At 46.0% G+C, this 19716-nt stretch carries 17 protein-coding genes; 6 read left to right on the top strand and 11 right to left on the bottom strand.

The window, feature by feature from the left end; genetic code table 11:
• Positions 1-19: 19 nt before the first annotated feature.
• From B7360_RS03100 to B7360_RS03085, 4 genes are read right to left on the bottom strand one after another with little or no spacing between them, the layout of a single operon-like run.
• Positions 20-679, bottom strand: coding sequence for a ChrR family anti-sigma-E factor (locus B7360_RS03100; protein ID WP_048625904.1), 660 nt, complete (start codon positions 677-679; stop codon positions 20-22).
• Entirely contained in the window at positions 676-1260 is a 585-nt protein-coding gene (locus B7360_RS03095) for an RNA polymerase sigma factor (protein ID WP_005380255.1), read from the bottom strand. The genes B7360_RS03100 and B7360_RS03095 overlap by 4 nt, the downstream gene beginning before the upstream one ends.
• Positions 1261-1304: 44 nt before the next feature.
• The gene (locus B7360_RS03090; RefSeq protein WP_085342713.1) at positions 1305-2663 is read right to left on the bottom strand and encodes a DUF4397 domain-containing protein; all 1359 of its coding nucleotides are present in this window, start codon (positions 2661-2663) and stop codon (positions 1305-1307) included.
• On the bottom strand, positions 2660-3256 hold the full coding sequence (locus B7360_RS03085; RefSeq protein ID WP_085342712.1) for an LON peptidase substrate-binding domain-containing protein: 597 nt from the start codon (positions 3254-3256) through the stop codon (positions 2660-2662). The genes B7360_RS03090 and B7360_RS03085 overlap by 4 nt, the downstream gene beginning before the upstream one ends.
• Before the next feature lie 323 nt (positions 3257-3579).
• Between B7360_RS03085 and B7360_RS03080 the strand changes: the two genes are divergently transcribed.
• The 4 genes from B7360_RS03080 to csdA all read left to right on the top strand — a co-directional run bounded on the left by B7360_RS03080 (position 3580) and on the right by csdA (position 7237).
• The gene (locus tag B7360_RS03080) at positions 3580-4431 is read left to right on the top strand and encodes an outer membrane protein OmpK (RefSeq protein ID WP_031854973.1); all 852 of its coding nucleotides are present in this window, start codon (positions 3580-3582) and stop codon (positions 4429-4431) included.
• Positions 4432-4539: 108 nt separating this feature from the next.
• Positions 4540-5430, top strand: coding sequence for a 2-dehydropantoate 2-reductase (gene panE, locus B7360_RS03075; RefSeq protein ID WP_085342711.1), 891 nt, complete (start codon positions 4540-4542; stop codon positions 5428-5430).
• Positions 5427-6026: a DJ-1 family glyoxalase III gene (locus B7360_RS03070; protein ID WP_006742560.1), complete on the top strand. Its 600-nt coding sequence runs from the start codon at positions 5427-5429 to the stop codon at positions 6024-6026. The genes panE and B7360_RS03070 overlap by 4 nt, the downstream gene beginning before the upstream one ends.
• Positions 6026-7237, top strand: coding sequence for a cysteine desulfurase CsdA (csdA, locus tag B7360_RS03065; protein WP_085342710.1), 1212 nt, complete (start codon positions 6026-6028; stop codon positions 7235-7237). The genes B7360_RS03070 and csdA overlap by 1 nt, the downstream gene beginning before the upstream one ends.
• Positions 7238-7270: 33 nt before the next feature.
• On the opposite strand, the gene B7360_RS03060 is transcribed toward csdA, so the two are convergent.
• From B7360_RS03060 to B7360_RS03035, 5 genes are all read right to left on the bottom strand, one after another.
• Positions 7271-8191, bottom strand: coding sequence for a GGDEF domain-containing protein (locus tag B7360_RS03060; RefSeq protein WP_085342709.1), 921 nt, complete (start codon positions 8189-8191; stop codon positions 7271-7273).
• Positions 8192-8500: 309 nt separating this feature from the next.
• Entirely contained in the window at positions 8501-8929 is a 429-nt protein-coding gene (gene csdE / locus B7360_RS03055; RefSeq protein WP_053809816.1) for a cysteine desulfurase sulfur acceptor subunit CsdE, read from the bottom strand.
• Between the two features lie 19 nt (positions 8930-8948).
• Positions 8949-9758: a tRNA cyclic N6-threonylcarbamoyladenosine(37) synthase TcdA gene (gene tcdA, locus B7360_RS03050; RefSeq protein WP_085342708.1), complete on the bottom strand. Its 810-nt coding sequence runs from the start codon at positions 9756-9758 to the stop codon at positions 8949-8951.
• Between the two features lie 99 nt (positions 9759-9857).
• Positions 9858-10961, bottom strand: a complete 1104-nt coding sequence (mltA, locus tag B7360_RS03045) for a murein transglycosylase A (protein ID WP_005456533.1) — start codon at positions 10959-10961, stop codon at positions 9858-9860.
• Between the two features lie 273 nt (positions 10962-11234).
• Entirely contained in the window at positions 11235-11690 is a 456-nt protein-coding gene (locus tag B7360_RS03035) for a DUF2850 domain-containing protein (protein WP_041852897.1), read from the bottom strand.
• A 162-nt stretch (positions 11691-11852) separates the two neighbouring features.
• Between B7360_RS03035 and argA the strand changes: the two genes are divergently transcribed.
• Positions 11853-13190 (top strand): amino-acid N-acetyltransferase, encoded by a 1338-nt coding sequence (gene argA, locus B7360_RS03030; protein ID WP_053809817.1) that lies wholly within the window; start codon positions 11853-11855, stop codon positions 13188-13190.
• 399 nt (positions 13191-13589) lie between these two features.
• A complete protein-coding gene (locus B7360_RS03025) occupies positions 13590-13778 on the top strand; it encodes a hypothetical protein (RefSeq protein ID WP_074191720.1) in 189 nt (62 codons plus the stop codon).
• A 34-nt stretch (positions 13779-13812) separates the two neighbouring features.
• On the opposite strand, the gene recD is transcribed toward B7360_RS03025, so the two are convergent.
• Positions 13813-15960, bottom strand: a complete 2148-nt coding sequence (gene recD, locus B7360_RS03020) for an exodeoxyribonuclease V subunit alpha (protein ID WP_085342706.1) — start codon at positions 15958-15960, stop codon at positions 13813-13815.
• Positions 15960-19634: an exodeoxyribonuclease V subunit beta gene (gene recB / locus B7360_RS03015; RefSeq protein WP_085342720.1), complete on the bottom strand. Its 3675-nt coding sequence runs from the start codon at positions 19632-19634 to the stop codon at positions 15960-15962. The genes recD and recB overlap by 1 nt, the downstream gene beginning before the upstream one ends.
• Between the last annotated feature and the right edge of the window lie 82 nt (positions 19635-19716).

Below are 19716 nucleotides of genomic sequence, written 5' to 3'. Positions count from 1 at the left end.
GAGATATGAGATAAGAGGTCTATGGGTATAGCCCTTTGCCAAACATATTAAATATACGTGCCACACCTTGAGTAAAGATCATCGGCTCGGTCAATACGGTTAAACACAAGCAATCTTCTCCGGCCTTAGTGTAAGGGCTGTGCTTCACTGACGCGTCTCTAATCATCAAATCGCCCTCTTCATATTGGCCATCCTCATCACTAAACCCACCATGTAGGATCAATGTAGATTCTAAGCCTTTGTGCGTATGTTGAGGAATTTGCACATCTTCTCCGATGTACATTAAGCTAACACGAGCATCTTCCCCTAGATCAATCTGAGCACTGAAAACCTTGCCTCCGTAACTTCTCCATGACCCTACAAGGTCAGAGAAACGCGCTAAGGTTTTGGGAAGTTCAAAGCTCTTTCCTGCAACATTCACTGCGGCAGGATCTCGGATAACGATGTTATCTGTCGCTGGCTCCGCATTGATAATATCATTGAACATATCGTCGAATTCAGGGACATATTCAGAGGGGATGTCGCTCACGATATTCGCTTGGCTGGCTTCGACTTGGTTCACATAAGCTCGGCACTTGGTGCATGTTTCTAAATGGGTTGCGACCACAAGACCAGAAACTGCATCAATACTTCCCGAAGCGTATGCTTCTAACAAGCTGTTATCTGGGTGTTTGTTCATAGTTGCTCCGTATGCATTGAATGCCTTAGCTTTTCTACTGCAAGCCTCAGCCTGGATTTTACGGTACCGAGGGGTATATCAAATAATTCAGCGACCTGCTGATGAGGTAGCTCCTCAAGATACACCGCTTGTAAAACGTCTCTCTGATTTTTCGGTAAAATATCTAAAAATTTAACCACCTGCTCTTTCAACATGTCTTGCTCTGGTGAATAGTGATCAACAAGATCTGGTGGATAATATTCTGACGGCCAAATGTCATCAGAATGAATGTGTAACTCCTTACCTTTCTGCTTTCTCAACAGATCAAAGCATAGGTTTCGGATTATGGTGTATATCCAAGTCGATAACGCGCTCTTTTCCCCATCATAGAGGTGCGCTTTCTGCCAAACTGTCGCCATGGTCTCTTGCACCATCTCCATAGCAACTTGCTCATTACCAACATGTTTGTAAGCGAATTGCTTCAGCTTGGGTGCGTAAAAACGGAATACAAAAGCGAATGCGTCTTTATCTCGAGCCTTCACTTTGTCCATGTAATCGTTCCAATCACTGCGCCCCAGTTTTTTTGGGCTATCACTCATCATAATCGGCCTTAATTTTAGGGAGGAGTCATCTCCTCCCATTCGTCCTAATCGGTAACGTCATCAACCAACAAGTTGAAGCCACCGTTGTTCCCATCATCAATGGCAACCACCTGATACACAACACCATTCATCACATTGACTGGTGCTGAATCAACAGCAACCGTACTTGGATCGCCTGCCACTGTCACGGTTACATAATAGGTACCTTCAGCGACATATAATCCCTGAACGCTATCTTTGTACGCAAAATTAGCAACAGTTGGATCACTTCCATCTATTCCAGCGCTTGTAGTGAGATAAATATCCACCATTTCCGCTACGGGATTCGCCGCCGCATGTGTCACATTCAGCGTCGCGCTAGTTGCCACTGCACGTCTCATGTCTTCAACAACTAGAGGTTCGATATCAATCGCTGGGCTAACAACACCGACTGCGTAAACACTGTAATCCATTCCGCCCGCAACCATTAATCCGTCAACATCGATAATAGGATTGGTTGTTGTGCCATCCACGTAAACGTCAATATCGTAAGCGCCAGCATCGAGATCCAAATAACCACGAATCTCTTTGAACGCTAAGTCGGCAAGAGGACCGAAGGCCGCCCCGTTAACGTTGACATCGACGATTGGCGCTCCATCGACAAGATGTCCAACTCTTACTTCAGCTTGGCTGCCCATATCCTCGATTATAGAAGATCCTGAACCATCCAATACCAACAACTTAACTGGTGACGTGCTATTTGAATCTCCGGTACTGATAGCGGCAATCGTCAAGTTTGAATTAGCAGCAAGAGATATTGTGCCCGAGTCAAAAGCAACGCTATCCCCAACAGCAAGTCGAACTTGGTACTCACCAGCGGGGATGTTCAATACGTCTGTAGATGCTTTATATGCAAGATTCATAAGCGGTGTCGCGCTAGCAAGATCAGCCCCTGGCTCAGTGACGTAGAGATCAACGGCAGGAACGCCAGACGCTGCATGAACAACTTGAACATCTAAACTATTGGCATCAGCCATTGAATCGGCGCTGCGAGTCACAACTAAAGGTTCTACTGGGTTTGGTGAACCATTGGCATCACCAACAACGAACACGTTGTAATTGAGGTCTGAATCAAGGTCTAGTTCTGTTTTAGGTATTACGGTCGCGGTTTCATCGCCTGGAAGTTGAACATCAACTTGAATGGAGTTCATGCCCTCACGTAACTTCATGTAACCAGAACCCATACCATAATCAACACCTGTCAATGATGATTTATCGTTTATCCACACATTTGCAAGCGGCGCATCAGAAGACGCATGTACTGCTTGCAAATTGGAATACTCGATGGTGTCGCTGTCGGAGCCACACGCCGCCAGTCCTAATGCCGCCACCATAGTTAGCGCAGCTCTGCTAAATCCTTTCATATCCTTGCCTCTTTGTTAGTCGGGGCTTCTATGGCTTCTGTCAGAAATTGCAACGCAGGAATGCAGTTCTCTGCGCCAACGAGCTGTTCGAACAGATTGCAGTCTAAAGGAAGTAATTCAAGCCAGCGCTGGGTCACCCAAGCTGAGTCATCGTAAAAACGATGCTGGTAGAGGCTTCCAAGTTGAGGAAACTCTTCATAAACATGGGATAACTGCTGACTTAAATAGAAGAAATCTGGTGAGTTGTCTGGATGTTGCCAATTGTCTAACCATTCGACCTCTGCATGGCGTAAGCCGTCCGCATCTGCACGAACTCGTTTGACAACAAAGCGTTTCTCACCAGCGACTGTAATACCAAGAAGACCATCACTGAGTGTTTCAAAATCAACGATCCTGACCAAAGTTCCGATAGATGAAACATTTCCCACGTCTTTAGGGTCACCTTCACTACCTACTAGGCAAACTCCAAAACCCACATTTTGTAGGCTGCATTCCTTTACCATTCGCTTATATCGTGGCTCAAAAATGCGCAGATTCATTTTACCTTCAGGGAGTACAACTGAAGTGAGTGGGAATAACATGACTTCTTTCATTCAAACGTCCTCTTTGATTCACCGATACATACGAATCCCTTATCACTCCGATCACTAACGATTTATGTTGGTTAATCGACTGGCTTAAAAAGTCATAAAATCGCTTACGCAAACGATCCAAATCACATATTTATTGCAATTAAATGCAACAAACAAAAAGTTCCGTAAATAAAGATAATTTCGTGACGCAACTCACCAAAAACGTTCAATTTTGCACCCTTTATCACTTTCATTTGGGATTTTTATCGCTATTATTCCCGCCAATTGGAAAGCGCAGCACAGATTGCGTGTTCTGAATCATTACAAACATAGAGAGTCCCCTTATGCGTAAATCACTTTTAGCTCTTAGCCTTCTAGCGGCTACTTCAGCTCCAGTTATGGCGGCTGACTACTCAGACGGCGATATCCACAAAAACGATTACAAGTGGATGCAATTTAACCTAATGGGTGCATTCAACGAGAAAGGCGTTGCTGAATCAACTCACGACTACCTTGAAATGGAATTTGGCGGCCGCTCTGGTATCTTCGACCTATACGGTTACGTTGACGTATTTAACCTTGCATCCGATCCTGGTAGTGATAAAGCTAAATCTGAAAAGATTTTCATGAAATTCGCTCCACGTATGTCTCTAGACGCAGTAACGGGTAAAGACTTGTCTTTCGGTCCAGTACAAGAGCTTTACGTTGCAACTCTTATGGAATGGGGTGGCGGCGGTGCTACAAACTGTGACGCGACGGGCTGTATCGACGGTCAACCAGGGGTAAACACTCAGAAAGTGGGTCTAGGTTCTGACGTAATGGTTCCATGGTTCGGTAAAATAGGTCTAAACCTTTACGGTACATACGACTCAAACAAGAAAGATTGGAACGGTTTCCAAATCTCGACTAACTGGTTCAAACCATTCTACTTCTTCGAGAACGGTTCATTCATTTCTTACCAAGGTTACATCGATTACCAATTTGGTATGAAAGACGAGTACAACACTGCGAGCAATGGCGGAGCTATGTTCAACGGTATCTACTGGCACTCTGACCGTTTTGCAGTGGGTTACGGTCTAAAACTTTACCATGACGTATACGGTTTTGCTGATGGTGAAGGTCTACCATGGAACTCAGCAGCAAAAGCTGAGTCAGGTGGTGCTGGCCACTACCTAGCTGTAACTTACAAGTTCTAATTGAACCACTAAGTTTGCTCAAAAATGGCGCCTTTTGGCGCCATTTTTATTTGCTTTCCTTTTTTCCCTCATTATCCTTGCAGCAAACCTTTTTAATGAGAGCGTTTGGTGAATATCCTTATCCTCGGTCCAGGTGCGGTGGGCTCACTCTGGGCAACAAAATTTAAGCTTGCCGGGCACAATGTTTCATTGTGGGGAAGAAGCTCTGAAAGCCAACAATCACTTCAGTTGGATGACACACCCGCAATCGTATTCAGTAATCAAGATATTTCCTCCGTAAATCAAGCGGATCTCATTTTGATCACGGTAAAAGCTTGGCAAGTGGAAGACGCCATTCAACCTTTACTGCCTCATATCAACGCAGACACGATTATCATGCTGATGCACAATGGTATGGGTACCGCCTCTGGCGTGGAGAAGGCTCTGCCAAACAATCCGATAGTGCTCGCCACAACGACGCACGGCGCATACAAACCAGATAACCAACACGTACTGCATACCGGTCACGGAACAACGCAAGTGGGTGGTTATAATGACAAAGGAATGCAGTGCGCTTTTCTGCAAGATGTTATGCATCATGCCCTTCCAGAGGCCATTTGGAATCCACACATCCAATCTGCGTTATGGACTAAGTTAGCAATTAACTGCGCGATTAACCCACTGACTGCGATTCACCAGTGTAAGAATGGTGAGCTTGCGCAGCCCGAGTTTAAGATACAACTCGAAAGCATCACTCAAGAATTGGTTGAAGTAATGAGTAAAGAAGGTATTGCTATAGAGTTTCGCTCTCTTTTCGATACGGTAATGCAAGTGGTGAACGCCACAGCTGAGAACTATTCTTCAATGAGACAAGACGTATTCCATCAGCGTCGAACGGAAATTGATTTTATAACCGGATACTTGTTAAAGGCTGCCGAGAAACATCGCATCAATACGCCTGAGAATTTAAAACTTTACCAACGCATCAAACAAATAGAACAAAGCTGGACAGAACAATGAGTAAGAAAATCTTAGTGCCAATCGCTCCGGGCACCGAAGAAATGGAAGCCGTCACCGTTATCGACATGATGGTTCGCGCGGGTTATGACGTTACGGTAGCGAGTGCTGCTTTTGATGGCTCATTGACGATGAAAGCTTCTCGCGGAGTCACATTAACAGCCGATTGTAAGCTGGTCGATATCGCTGATGATGAGTTTGACGCCATAGCGCTTTCTGGTGGTGTTGGTGGTGCAGAAATTTTTCGTGATAGCACGGTGATGATAGAAATCCTTAAGCAGCACATCTATGAGGGAAAATTGGTCGCTGCTATCTGCGCAGCACCGGCGTTGGTATTGCAACACCATGATCTTTTCCCACAATCACTGATGACCTGTCACCCGAGCTTTCAGTCACATATCCCGGAAGAGAAGTGGCGCAGCAAACGCGTAACCTTTGATATCAACCACAACCTGATCACCAGTCAAGGTCCGGGTACAGCTTTAGAGTTCGCGATGGAAGTAATCATTCAACTCTCAGGTAAAAAACACGCATGGTCAGTTGCTGAACCAATGATCCCTCTGCCTACTCTGCACTACCACAAGCTTGGTGAAGAATAATGTTTGACGTAAATGCTGTACGTGAGCAATTTCCTGCTCTAAACCAATCCGTCAACGATACGCCCTTAGTGTATCTAGATAGCGCAGCGACAACGCAAAAACCGCAATGTGTGATTGATGTCATCAGTCATTACTACAGTGCGCAAAATGCCAATGTTCACCGTGGCAGTCATAGTTTAACGGCTAATGCCACCAGCCAATTTGAAGCGGCACGAGAACGAGTGGCAAACTTTATTGGTGCAAACAGCTCTAAAGAGATCATTTGGACACGGGGCGCAACCGAAGCACTGAACTTAATTGCTCAGACTTACGCCCGCAGCACGTTACAACCGGGTGATGAGATCTTGATTAGCGAGATGGAGCACCACGCTAACATCGTGCCTTGGCAAATCGTGGCAGAGCAAACGGGCGCCAAAGTCATAAAAGTTCCAATGACATCAGATTGCCAGTTCGACATCAGTGCATTTGAGGCGCTTCTGTCTGACCGCTGTAAAATTGTTGCTTGTGCGCAAATCACCAACGTCACGGGCACACGCCAACCTATCGAAAAAATCACTGAACTAGCGCACAGCGTTGGCGCGGTTGTTGTGATTGATGGCGCGCAAGGCATCGTCCATGAGCAGCTTGATTTATCGGTATCAGATATCGATTTTTACGTTTTCTCAGGTCACAAACTTTATGCGCCAGCAGGTATTGGCGTTTTATACGGCAAGCTTGAACTTTTGGAAGCCATGCCACCATGGCACGGCGGTGGTAAAATGGTTGAACGCGTTTCGTTCGAGAAAACAACGTTTTCTGCACTTCCTGGTAAATTTGAAGCGGGCACACCAAACGTTGCGGGCGCGATTGCTCTAGCGAAAGCCATTGAGTGGTACCAAGGTTTTGACCATCACGAAGTAGAGGATCATCTCCATGCGCTTCAGGATAAGGCCTACCAAGCACTAAGCGCGTTGGATGACATCCATATTCTAGGCTATCAACCGAATGCCTCTGTACTGACGTTCGTCATGGACGGCGTTCATCACCAAGATATTGCGACGCTGCTCGATCAACAAGGCATTGCGGTACGAGCAGGGCACCATTGCGCTCACCCATTGATGGATGCACTAAATGTGAAAGGCACGGTACGCGTTTCTTTTGGTATTTATAACACGGCTAAAGATGTGGATAGACTCATCGCCGCCGTAGAAAAAGCCGTCGACATGCTATAACCCCAACGGTTTGATTTGGAGTAACCAACAAGGTTACTCCATCTGCCTATCCAGAGTCGCCACGCAATTTCTGCCATTTCTTTTCGCAGCATAAAGCGCTTTATCTGCATGCGCATACAAACGTTTGGTGGTTTCATTCCTGCCTATTTCCACCACGCCTACACTCACCGTGACCGGAATTTCAATCTTTTCAAATTCGAACTGACAATTTTGAATATGGGAACGTACTTCCTCTCCTACCTCTTTCGCCGCCGACAGAGAAGTTTCTGGCAAAATAATCGCAAACTCCTCCCCTCCGACTCTTGCAAAAATTTCGTCTTTGACGAGTAAGTGAGAAACCAAATCAGCTAACGTCTCTAAGACATAATCCCCCGCATCATGACCACGTTTATCATTGATGACTTTAAAAAAATCCAAATCAAATAATAACAACGCGGAGTGATAATCCGGAGCTTGGGATCTAATAACTTCTTCTGTGAGCTTTTCGAAAAAGACACGTCGATTGTAGATGTTGGTAAGAGCATCAATTTGGCTTTGATGGCGAAGAAGAGTTTCAACTCGGTGGCGATTGGAGATGTTACGTGTAAGAATAAGGACAACGCGACGACCTCGGTATTTTATAGCGAGTGGGCAGATCTTGCCTTCGTAGTATAGGTCGCCTCTTGGCCCACTGTTAGCATCTATTCCCTGAATGCTGTCGGCGCACATCTTGTACTCGATCGTCACAATACTGTCTTGTTTCAGTGACCGATTTATCTGTTCGATAAACCAGTCAGCTTTATCTTTCTCAAGTACGCTGTGCAGCGTCTCACCTATCAAATTACTTCCATCGTGATAGGCTTTTTTATCTGTTCCTCCAAAAACATCAATATAGATACCATCTTCACTCAGAATAAAAGTGGGGTCTGGCATTCCGGATAACACGTCTTGCGCATGTTCCAAGGTGAATTGCATATAGGGAGGTTCCTAGCATTTGTATCTAAGTAACCCAATCGCTTCCAAGTGTGTTTCCACATTGGGGAATAGGAGCGAATGGGGCATATGTCTATTATCTAATATAGACAAATTTTAAATACAATTGAGTTTATAAAAACCAAGTGGGCAATATAATGAACCAGGATCAATAGAATGGTTAATTAACGCTAAAATAGTCGACCATTTGCATACTTTTTATCCATATGCAAAAAATATCTCAACTCAGATACAAAAAACGCCAAACAGCTAGGCTATTCGGCGTTTTTTAAGAATTGGGAAAATGACTCGTTACACGGCGGTTTGCTTAATCTGCTCTACAATAGCTTTCAAGCCATTACCACGTGACGGGCTTAAATGGGAGACAAGCCCCAGTTGATCAAAATAAGCATCAATATCAAATGCTTGAATTTGATCGGCCGTTTTACCGTCATAAGCTGCCATTACCAAGGCAATCAACCCACGGACGATACGCGCATCGGAGTCCGCACAAAAATGCCAAACGCCATCTTGCTCTTGGCTCACTAGCCACACCAAGCTTTCACAGCCCGAAACGGTAACTTGTTCTGATTTCAGCTCTTCTGGCATTTGTGGCAGCTTTTTACCCCACTGAATAACCTGACGGTAACGATCTTCCCAGCCTTTAAATTGCTGCATAGTCGCTACAATGTCTTCGCTGGTGATATCTGTACCAAATGGAGAAACGGGAAAATCTGTCATGATGCGCTCTTCTTCTAGTTTACTTCTTATATTTTGAAATCAACTTCTCAACAATTCGCGATACCGCGACAAAGCCAAACGTTGCAGTTACAACAGTCGCCGCACCAAAACCGCTAGCACAATCCATACGTTTTGGGCCTTCCGCTGTCGACTTCACACCACACACAGAACCGTCTGCTTGAGGATACTTCAGCTGCTCGGTTGAAAACACGCAATCAATACCAAACTTACGAGCCGGATTCTTAGGGAAGTTATGATGACGACGCAAGGTGTCTTTGATTTTCTTCGCTAGAGGATCTTGGATCGTTTTCGTTAAATCGGCGACCATGATCTGCGTTGGGTCAACCTGACCACCAGCACCACCCGTGGTGATCACTTTGATCTTGTTGCTGCGGCAATACGCCAACAAAGACGCTTTCGCTTTTACGCTGTCAATGGCATCCAACACGTAATCAAACTCTTTGCTTAAGTACTCATGTTGATTGTCTGGCGTGATGAAATCATCAATCAGATTGACTTTGCACTCTGGGTTGATCAATTTGACACGCTCGGCCATCACTTCAATTTTGCTTTGGCCAACGGTGCCCGTCATCGCATGAATTTGGCGGTTAATATTCGTGACACAAACATCGTCCATATCAATCAGAGTCAACTCACCGATCCCAGTACGGGCCAGCGCTTCCACCGCCCATGAACCTACGCCACCAATACCAATCACACAAACGTGTGCAGCGCGAAGAATGTCCACTTCGCTGTTGCCATAAAGACGACGAGTGCCGCCAAAGCGTTGATTATAGCTGTCAGATGCAGAGGTATCGAGTTCACGCATATTGAAGTCCAGATGATCGATAGAAAAACAAAGAGTGCGATTTATACGCACTCTTTGATGAAATGTCTAGATAAGAGGCGGTTCCTCTTTCTTGGGTCGCTATTGTAGCTTTTCTGGCGGTAAAGCCCAAGGCGCTTGAGTTGGTGAGTTTTCCAGCCCAAGTTTCCACACTCGACCAAAATGCTTGTAGTGCCCTGCTTCCGTTCCTGCTCTCGCACCAATGCCATGATACAGATCCAAATGGTTCTGTTTTACCGCACCACCAGTGTCTAAAACGATCAGCATTCGCAGTTGATGCGCACCACTCCACGTACCATCGGCATTCAGCAGTGGCACTTCCGCCAAGATTGGAGTCCCCATTGGTAAGATAGAACGGTCACCCGCGACGGCGGCCATTGGCAACAACGGAATACCAGCCGAGCCTGTTACTGGCGCTTCCGCTTTTGGCGCAAAGAAAACGTAAGAAGGGTTTTGCTCCAACAACTCGCGTACTGTTGCATCGTCGTTATCCATCACCCACTCTTTGATTGCTTTGAGGGACATTTTTTCACGCGGGACTTCACCACGCTCAATCAAAATGCGGCCAATGCTGACGTAAGCTTTATTGTTTTTACCCGCGTACGCAAAGTACTCCAACGTATCATCATCTTCAAAATGCACGTAGCCACTACCCTGCACTTCCATCATAAACGGGTCAATACGATTTGGCGCATAACCAAGCACTAAACCTTGGCCATCTAATGCCCCATTGTAGATCTCCGCGCGAGTCGGACAATCTGATGTGCAGTTCGGCTTACCGTAAACTGGGTACTTAAAAATGTCGTTTGGTGTATGACGAAGCTCCATCACGGGAGAAAAGTATCCGGTAAACAACACATTACCTTTTTTATCACCACCACCCAATTGCGCAGCTTGAATGCCAAACGCACTCAACGCGCTGGTGTCTCCGCTTTGCTGCGCCCACTCACTCAGTCTTTGGTAAAGCGGTTGGTAAATCTTCGCCATGGATGGTGACTTCATCACCACTTGCTCAGCTTGCTTATTAAACTCAGTAAAATCGCGTGGTTTGTTGGACTCAACTACATCCACTTTATTTAGGATCTGAGGGAACTCACCATCGAGATATTGCTGAGCGCGATCATTTTGTTGAGCACAACCAAATAGCAGACTCAAAGAAATAATAGGAAGGAGTTTTTTTAACACGTGATTTTTCCGTAAAAAAGAATAGCAAAAGGATGGCAAACAAATGCATACGACGCAATTGAAAAGCAACGACAAAATGTTTCAACGCTAAGCCAATCCGTTTACTCGTTGTGAATTCATTCAGTTAATGCAACATGATAACAGCGGAAGAATTACGGAATTGTCCGGATTATGTTTGAAAGTAAGATTTACCTATTGAGAGATGAAATTGTGATCATCCATGTGACTCACAGACGCAAGAGATCTCTGCTTAAAAGACAATGATAAAAACGACTATCTTACCGCAATCCTTGCACGCCCCTCTAAACGGAATACAGGTAGATAATGTGCATTGGCATCCAGCTTCATTTCTGCATGCTGCTTACCCACAAAATTGAAGTGCCGCTCATTTGAACCCACTCGATACGAAAACGAATCCCCATCGAATTCAAAACTGGTTGCCACTGTAGAGCCATTTACAGTAACACCGTGCTCACTCAACACAAATTCTTCACGAGCATAAGGCGCAACATCTTGCTCAACCCAGCGGCCATAAATAGTCGATTTAGGAATAGGCGGATTAATGGTTCGAGTAATCAAATCACTATACAGCATGCACACGACAACGGTTCCAACTATCGCTATAAGCATAAGAGAACGCTCTAGCCACTTACGAAGCATTGATTTAGATGACGTTTTTGACAGATTTGAAGCAGTGATCGCAGCATTCTTATTAACAGCAGAAGACATGAGGTTCACGTATTGAGAAAAGACGCGCTCATTGTAACTCTCCCCCTCAACGGGACCAAGAACCTACCTCAATATGTTTGTGCTTTATTCCAAAATTTCACCTTGCCACCAAGTGAATAAAAAGGCATTATTTTGACATAATTAAACAAAGGAATGGCTGTAGTGAAAATTCGTAGTACTGCTCTCGTAAAAGGATTCCGTCAATCAACACCTTATGTCAATGCTCACCGCGGAAAAACCATGGTGATCATGCTGGGCGGAGAAGCCGTCGCACACAAAAATTTTGGCAATATTATTAATGATATCGCACTCATGCACAGCCTCGGAATCAAAGTCGTGGTGGTGTATGGTGCACGTCCTCAAATTAATCAGCTGCTAAAAAAACAAGACCTCACTACGCCTTACCACAAAAATATCCGCATTACAGATGAATCGGCTTTATCTGTTGTTATGCAAGCTGCCGGACAACTTCAGCTTGCGATTACTGCGCGCCTATCAATGAGCCTCAACAATACTCCGATGGCAGGTACCCAGCTCAATGTCGTTAGCGGCAACTACATTATTGCTCAACCACTCGGCGTTGATGATGGTGTGGACTATTGCCATAGTGGACGTATTCGCCGCATTGACACCGATGCTATCAACCGCACTCTTGATCAAGGCTCTATTGTGCTACTTGGCCCCATTGCGAGCTCTGTGACTGGCGAGTGTTTTAACTTACTTTCTGAAGAAGTTGCGACACAACTGGCGATCAAATTAGGCGCAGACAAACTGATTGGTTTCTGTTCAGAACAAGGTGTCATTGATGACAACGGTAATGCTGTCGCCGAGTTGCTGCCAATTGAGGCGGAGCATGTGATCAAAACGCTCTCTGAAAATACGTCTCCTGACCTAGATTACAACACTGGGACACTGCGCTTTCTTAAAGGCTCTATTGCCGCTTGTCGTGCCGGAGTACCTCGTAGCCACTTGATCAGCTATAAAGTGGATGGAGCCTTAATTCAGGAGTTGTTCTCTTTCGACGGTATCGGAACCCAAGTTGTTATGGCGAGCGCTGAGCAAGTGAGACAAGCTAATATTGACGATATTGGTGGCATCTTAGACCTCATTCGCCCTTTAGAAGAACAAGGTGTACTCGTTAGGCGCTCTCGAGAGCAGCTAGAGCAAGAGATTGGAAAGTTTACCATTATCGAAAAGGACGGTCTGATTATTGGCTGTGCTGCCCTTTATCCATACCCAGAAGAGCGCAAAGCTGAGATGGCTTGCGTAGCGATTCACCCTGACTATCGTGATGGAAACCGAGGTTTGTTACTGCTCAACTACATGAAGCATCGTTCTAAATCCGAAACCATTGATCAAATCTTTGTCCTCACGACACACAGTTTGCATTGGTTCAGAGAGCAAGGTTTTTACGAAGTCAGTGTCGACTATTTGCCCGGAGCCAAACAAGGGCTATATAACTTCCAACGTAAGTCAAAAATCTTAGCGCTAGATTTGTAGCTTAACCTTAAATCAGGAAGAGAAATTTAAGGTTCCGGTATACCAACACCTCAAGGTGCGGGATTCAGCTCATTGACGCTCAATCCTGCACATCAAGTTTGTTTAGGAGTAAGGCCACACATAAACCCTACTCCGGACTAGCGGGTCATCATGTAAACCCAACTTAGAAATGCGCAAACCATTGCTTGATTTTTGTTCCAATTTTATCTTTTAAATATACATTTGGTTGGCTATACTCTGCTCGCTAGTGATTGGTTTTTAACCAATACGAATGGATCTAGGTGATGTAATGTAGCCTTCACCCTAAAATACTGGGCAATTGAAAAACTAGTTAGCTCCGTATTGCACACCAAGGACAGTTGTTAATCTGACTTTAAATAAGCCGAGACGAGCACTGTTATGAGAACAATCATTTGTAATTCGCTTCAAAGCTTCTGGGATATGGCTGACAATCAGTTTTTAGAAGGCCTAGACGTCCACTGTGTTTTCCCCGTAAATGACGCTGTCCGAGATTTTATTCTTGCTTATCAACAGCAATACAAAATACGCAGCGTGTCTTTTACCAACGCGTTCGCAAAACATGCATAAAAGAAGACCGAGCCATAAGCTCGGTCTTCTTGTTTTAGTTGGTAAGCCGCTGTACTAATCCACTCGCGCGAGTAGTTTTCACTTTAATGCCTCGCTTCAGAACATTGAGTTCGGCGTAAAGAGCTAAACGCTTTTTCGCGCGGGTAATGCCTGTGTAAATCAACTCACGGGTTAATATTGGGCTAAAGTCTGGTGGCAAAATCATCAGAGTGTAATCAAATTCACTGCCTTGCGATTTATGGATGGTCATGGCGTAAGCCGTTTCATGTTCAGGTACTCGGCTTGGCAAGACCGATTTCACACTGCCGTCAGGTAACTCGAAAAAGACTTTCAAACGCGGTTCTTCTTCAGTGTCATCGAGCATGCAAATACCGATATCGCCGTTATACAAACCTAGACCATGATCATTACGCGTAACCATGACAGGTCTGCCGTGATACCAAATTTCATCCTGAACCTGAATTAACTTGCGCGCCGCGAGCGCTTTCTCGATGCGCTGGTTTAGCCCAGCGACACCAAAGTCACCTTCACGGATCGCGCACAGCAGTCGGCATTGGTTGAAGGTATCTAACACCGCTTTGGCTTTGTGCGTTAGCGACTCTGGCTCTCCGGTTTTAGGATCAGTTTCCTGTTGTCCAATGCGTTTGAGATAACGACCGTATTCCTGTACCAACGTCTGCATCATTTGGTTGTAATGTTGACTACTTAGTGCGAAATGTTCGATATCGGAAAAGTCACGCGACCAGACGTTATCTACGCTCGCAGCAGAACCGGAGTTAACCGCTTTTGCCAACTGACCAATGCCTGAGCGAGCGTCAAATCGGTAGCTCTTTTGCAGCATACATAAACTATCGGCAATGCTAGATGCACTGTTACCCGTATGCGCTAAAGTATCGAAACCCGTCAGTTTTGCGATGGCTGATGCCTGCTCTTTGCCATAACCCAATGCATGGAACGAACAGATATCACCCAACACAGCCCCTGCTTCAACTGAGGCAAGTTGGTCTTTATCACCTAACAAAATCAGCCGCGCATGCTTCGGTAAGGCATCGACCACTTTGTACATCATTGGTAAATCAACCATCGACGCTTCGTCGATAACTAAAATATCCAAATGCAGTGGATTTTGCTTGTTGTGACGAAATTCTGCGCTATTAGGAATCGCGCCCAGCAACCTATGTAAGGTACTCGATTCAGTCGGAATTTTGGCTTTTAGCTCCGGAGAAACTGGCAGTTCTTGCACTGCTTTACCAATGGACTCGGTTAATCGCGCCGCCGCTTTCCCCGTCGGGGCCACCAGCTTGATGGTTAGATTTTTCTCGTGCGTCGCCTGTTCAATCAAAGCAGCAAGTAACTTGGTTACTGTCGTCGTTTTACCCGTACCAGGGCCACCAGAAATAACAGCAAATCGACGAGTTAACGCAACCGCCGCCGCGACTTTTTGCCAGTTCACACAAGCTGAGAGTGGTACGAGTTCATCCAGTATTTGCAAATCTTGAACCTTGCGCGCATTGCTAAGCACGGAATCAATGGCGTGCCAATCCAACGATTCGCTTGCAACTACGTCAAGGTGGTCACACACCAATTGCTGACGCAACACTTGGTTGCTGCTTCCCGCTTCTACTGCTTTGCCTAACGCGTTAAACAGAAAATGGTATTGGCGCGCAAATAGATGGTTGAGCAACTCAGATAATCGCGCTAACTCTTGCGACTGCAAGTTCACTACAGCGCCCAACTGATTGAGCTTTTCCGCCAGTGTCACTTCATAATGCCAATAGCGGTGCAGATACAGACGCTCGCCATCGAAAATCAGCGGTAAGGCTTCTCCTTGCGCGCCGACCACGGCGGAATTTTGTAAGACTTGAATCCAGTCTATGCCTTGCAGCTGAGTGTTGAGTGCCAATGCCGACTCACCGAACAGCCCTAACTTACTGGCTAAATCCGCTGATTGCCCTTGTGCATCGAACAGAGACAGACAGATATGTCCTTTGCCAAGCTCACTACTGACAACACCAGCGATAAACGCCAGTGCTTGGCTATCCGACTGTTCATCATGCGTTTGAGAATCAATAAAACAGGCGAATTGGTAGTCGAGCTGACGAATGGCACCTTTGTGCGCCAAACGTTCTAGCACTGCCAATAGGCTATCTTGGTCAGCATGAAGATTGTGATTTGTCGTCATTAAAGTAGCTCCATCTGCCCGGCTTGAGTTGCTCTTGTTTCCAGTGCTTGACCATCAATCAAACGATCCATCTCTTGTAAGAACTCTAAGGTTGGTTTCGCAGCAAAAATGCCGTGGTCACTCTGCCCATCCATGCCGCGTAAGAACAAGTAATACACACCACCGAAGTGCTGCTCGTATTGATAATTCGCCAATCGGCTGCGTAGGAAACGATGCAGTGCTAACGCATAAATCTGGTACTGCAAATCGTAGCGGTGATCAGCCATCGCCGATTTCAGAGCCTCACCATGGTAGTGCGTCACATCGTCGCCAAGATGATTCGATTTCCAGTCAAGCACGTAGTATTTACCTTGATGTTCAAACACCAAGTCGATAAAACCTTTGAGCATGCCTTGCACGGTTTGGAAACCTAAATCCCCCGCTTTCGCCGACAACGGATCGTGACGTTGAATGACTCGGTTTAACGCCGGTGCAGACAAAACTTCAATCGGCAACAAAAATTCCATCTCCACCAAACGTTGCGACAGTGCTTTTTGATTCAGCAGCAAAGACTTACCATCCAACGGCGTTGCGAGTACGGTATCAATCAATTGCTGTAAAATGGGCAACCACTCTTCATCAAGCTGTTCGCTTTCCATCAAACCAAGGATGATTTGTGTATTCTCTTCCGTCGTGGCTGGCTGAGTAAATTCAATTTCCTCAAACAGGCTGTGCAGGAACGTACCCGGACGCGCACCGCGAGGGAAGGTAAAAATAGAACGCTCTGGCTCCACCAAATCCGCTTCGTCTTGCTCTTCAGATGAGTCGATATCAAAACCCGTAATCTCAATCGTGGCATCATGCTCGGCGTGATGAGAGCCTTGCTTGACCAAGCCAGAATAACTGGTGATGCGCCAGTTTCTATCGATAGGGTTTTGCAGCTCTTTCGCGCTAAGATCGTGTATTTCTTCTTGTGGCGCTACGTACTTCTCTTCGAGTTGCTGCGGCGGATCGGCCACAACGACACAATCAAGCTCATCTTGTTGCTTTGTTAAACCTTGGTACAAATCGTTAATGCCACCTTCTTGACCATTTTGAATCAAATAGCCAATCGCACTGCGGTGTACGCCGGTTGGCTCTTTGGTCGAACGGCCATTGCGCAAAGGCGAGGCTCCAATAAAACACGCATACACAGCACGCGTTAACGCCACGTATATCAAGCGTAAGTCTTCCGCCAAACGCTCTTTATCCGCTTGCTTCATGGACGCATCGTTGCCAGTGATATCCAGTACCGTGCGGTCATTGGCTGCATCGTAATATTTGGCTTCGCTGGCTTCTCGATAGCTGAACACAAACGGCAGAAATACGAGGTCATACTCCAAGCCTTTTGATTTGTGAATAGTTACGATCTGCACTAAGTTACGTTCCGATTCTAAACGTTGGATTTGGTCATCACTGCCACCCAAACCGTTTTCCGCATCACTGATAGACTGAGCGAGCCAACGCAGCAGACCGTGGTCGCTATCCAGTTCATTACTGGCTTGTTGAAGCAGTTCACCGATGTGCATTAAATCGGTAAGTACTCGCTCACCATTCTCACCCTGTGAACTCGCGCCTTCTTCTAGTAATCGTTCGGCAATATGGCGTTTGCTGATCACCGCGCGCAACATCGGCAGCACACCACGCTGAACCCAAAGTTTGCGATATTCTTTGAATTCGTTAACAGCGTTTTCCCACACCACTTCATCGTTATTAAGCGCATCCAAACTTGCTGCGTCGAGGGCAAACAGCTCAGAAGCAAGACTTGCACGCAGCGCACGGTCATTTTCTGGAGTCAGCACCGCTTGCAGCAAACGCTGTAAATCCTGTGCCACCGAACTGGTAAACACGCTGTCTCGGTTAGACAGGTACACGCTGGCAATACCTTGGTCTGCTAGCGCTTGTTTGATCATTCGACCTTCACTACCTGTTCGAACTAACACCGCGATATCGCCCGCTTGAACCGCTTTCTGTTTTTCGCCATTCACCAGACACGCTTGCCCCTGTTGAGCCTGCGTCAAAATAGTTTGGATTTGGCTTGCGGTCGCCTCTGCCATTCGAGTCAAATACTCGCCTTTTGGTAGCGGTTTATCGTCCGCTTCTTGCAACCAATAAGTCAGCGCCGGTTGCTTTTGGCCACCCATAGTCCAAATGCGTTTTTCGGCATTGGGACTGTACTTAACGGGTAAGAAGGGAATATCCGAATCATAGATAAATGGACTGTCTGGCAAAGCAAATATTTGGTTTACCGCCTGCACCATATCTGCACTAGAACGCCAGTTGGTTCCAAGCGTGTAGTGGGCACTTACTTGGTTACGCGCTTTGATATAAGTGAAAATGTCTGCGCCACGAAAGCCATAAATCGCCTGCTTCGGGTCACCGATCATAAACAAACCACATTCCGGATTATTCAGATAAATACGGCTGAAAATACTGTATTGAAGCGGGTCGGTATCTTGGAACTCGTCAATCATTGCGACAGGATACAAAGTACGAATACGCGCAGCTAAAAGGTCGCTTTCGTCCGTATCGATAGAAGCAGAAAGTTGCGTCAGCAAATCATCGAAAGAGAGCCACTGTTTTTGATTTTTCGCGTTGGCCAGCATCACACGACAATGCTCAATCGCATGAGCAAGCAGTGGCGCTTTTAAGCTGATTGGATTGGCAAGAAATGCTTCAATGGCTTCAAATACCGCATGCTGTGGCGCACTGCCTTTCTGTGTTTTTTCCAACAAGACGTTTTGCGCGAATTTCTCCAGCTTGTCTGGATAATCGTAACCTGTGGTTTCCGTTGCCGCCCAAGCATTCACCGCCTCCAACCACGTCGGCAGAGACTTTTTGGTGTAGCTGCGTTTGTTAATATCTGAATCTGAAATCAGCGTGAAGAAGTCATCTTGGCTTTCTCGCCACTGTGCTTTTAATTCATCAATTTTTTTCAGATTTTCAGTATGAAGATCAGCCAAACTGCCTTTCATTGCAGGAACAGAAAGGCTTAACGGCGCACCGGTTAAGTAATTGCTGATGTCAGACAACAACGCAGATGGAGAGCTCCATAGCTGGCGAATTTCCCCAGCCAAGGTAAATGGCAACGGGTAGAAATTGCGGCGCCAGTAATCGGCTACAACTTGCGCTTTTAAGTGACTTTCATCGGTCACAAACTCGTTATTAAATCGGCTGCCAGATTCAAACGCATTTTGCGTTAGCATACGTTGGCAAAAACCGTGAATCGTGTAGACCGCCGCCTCGTCCATCTGACGCTCTGCCTGCAATAAAATTTCTGCGGCTTGCTTGTGATCGTCAAACTCATTAAGCAAAGGTTGGATCACCGGATCGGAACTCTGTCCACGCGCAAACGCGATTCGCGCATCATGGATTCTTGCCCTGATACGATCGCGTAATTCCGCAGTTGCCGCTTCGGTAAAGGTTACGACCAGAATTTGGTCGACCGTAAGCGGTACGCGATGTCGAGTTTCCGCGCTGCCGTGACCAAGCAAAAGGCGCAGATATAAACCTGCAATAGTGAAGGTTTTACCTGTACCTGCTGATGCCTCGATTAACCTCGCACCATGCAGAGGAAACGTCATCGGTTCTAGTGGCGTTGGTTGAGGTTGCTCTGTGTGGTCTAACGTATGTAGAGGACACTCTGCACCTGACATTTGATCCATAACGCTGAATCTCTCCGGATTATTTACTAGGACGTATCACCTAATAAATGTGATCTATAGTTAAAAATTCTAT

The organism is Vibrio sp. ArtGut-C1 (assembly GCF_002105475.1).
GTDB lineage: Bacteria > Pseudomonadota > Gammaproteobacteria > Enterobacterales > Vibrionaceae > Vibrio > Vibrio diabolicus.
Note: the sequence above shows the minus strand (reverse complement) of the source record. Positions and strands in the feature narration are given on the sequence as shown.

What these genes read in the sequence shown, in the direction of transcription:
- B7360_RS03035 (WP_041852897.1), bottom strand. Translation starts at nt 11,690, where the DNA reads ATGTCTTCTGCTGTTAATAAGAATGCTGCGATCACTGCTTCAAATCTG.
- B7360_RS03025 (WP_074191720.1), top strand. Translation starts at nt 13,590, where the DNA reads ATGAGAACAATCATTTGTAATTCGCTTCAAAGCTTCTGGGATATGGCT.
- B7360_RS03080 (WP_031854973.1), top strand. Translation starts at nt 3,580, where the DNA reads ATGCGTAAATCACTTTTAGCTCTTAGCCTTCTAGCGGCTACTTCAGCT.
- tcdA (WP_085342708.1), bottom strand. Translation starts at nt 9,758, where the DNA reads ATGCGTGAACTCGATACCTCTGCATCTGACAGCTATAATCAACGCTTT.
- csdE (WP_053809816.1), bottom strand. Translation starts at nt 8,929, where the DNA reads ATGACAGATTTTCCCGTTTCTCCATTTGGTACAGATATCACCAGCGAA.
- B7360_RS03095 (WP_005380255.1), bottom strand. Translation starts at nt 1,260, where the DNA reads ATGATGAGTGATAGCCCAAAAAAACTGGGGCGCAGTGATTGGAACGAT.
- B7360_RS03070 (WP_006742560.1), top strand. Translation starts at nt 5,427, where the DNA reads ATGAGTAAGAAAATCTTAGTGCCAATCGCTCCGGGCACCGAAGAAATG.
- csdA (WP_085342710.1), top strand. Translation starts at nt 6,026, where the DNA reads ATGTTTGACGTAAATGCTGTACGTGAGCAATTTCCTGCTCTAAACCAA.
- B7360_RS03085 (WP_085342712.1), bottom strand. Translation starts at nt 3,256, where the DNA reads ATGAAAGAAGTCATGTTATTCCCACTCACTTCAGTTGTACTCCCTGAA.
- recB (WP_085342720.1), bottom strand. Translation starts at nt 19,634, where the DNA reads ATGTCAGGTGCAGAGTGTCCTCTACATACGTTAGACCACACAGAGCAA.
- recD (WP_085342706.1), bottom strand. Translation starts at nt 15,960, where the DNA reads ATGACGACAAATCACAATCTTCATGCTGACCAAGATAGCCTATTGGCA.
- B7360_RS03060 (WP_085342709.1), bottom strand. Translation starts at nt 8,191, where the DNA reads ATGCAATTCACCTTGGAACATGCGCAAGACGTGTTATCCGGAATGCCA.
- B7360_RS03090 (WP_085342713.1), bottom strand. Translation starts at nt 2,663, where the DNA reads ATGAAAGGATTTAGCAGAGCTGCGCTAACTATGGTGGCGGCATTAGGA.
- B7360_RS03100 (WP_048625904.1), bottom strand. Translation starts at nt 679, where the DNA reads ATGAACAAACACCCAGATAACAGCTTGTTAGAAGCATACGCTTCGGGA.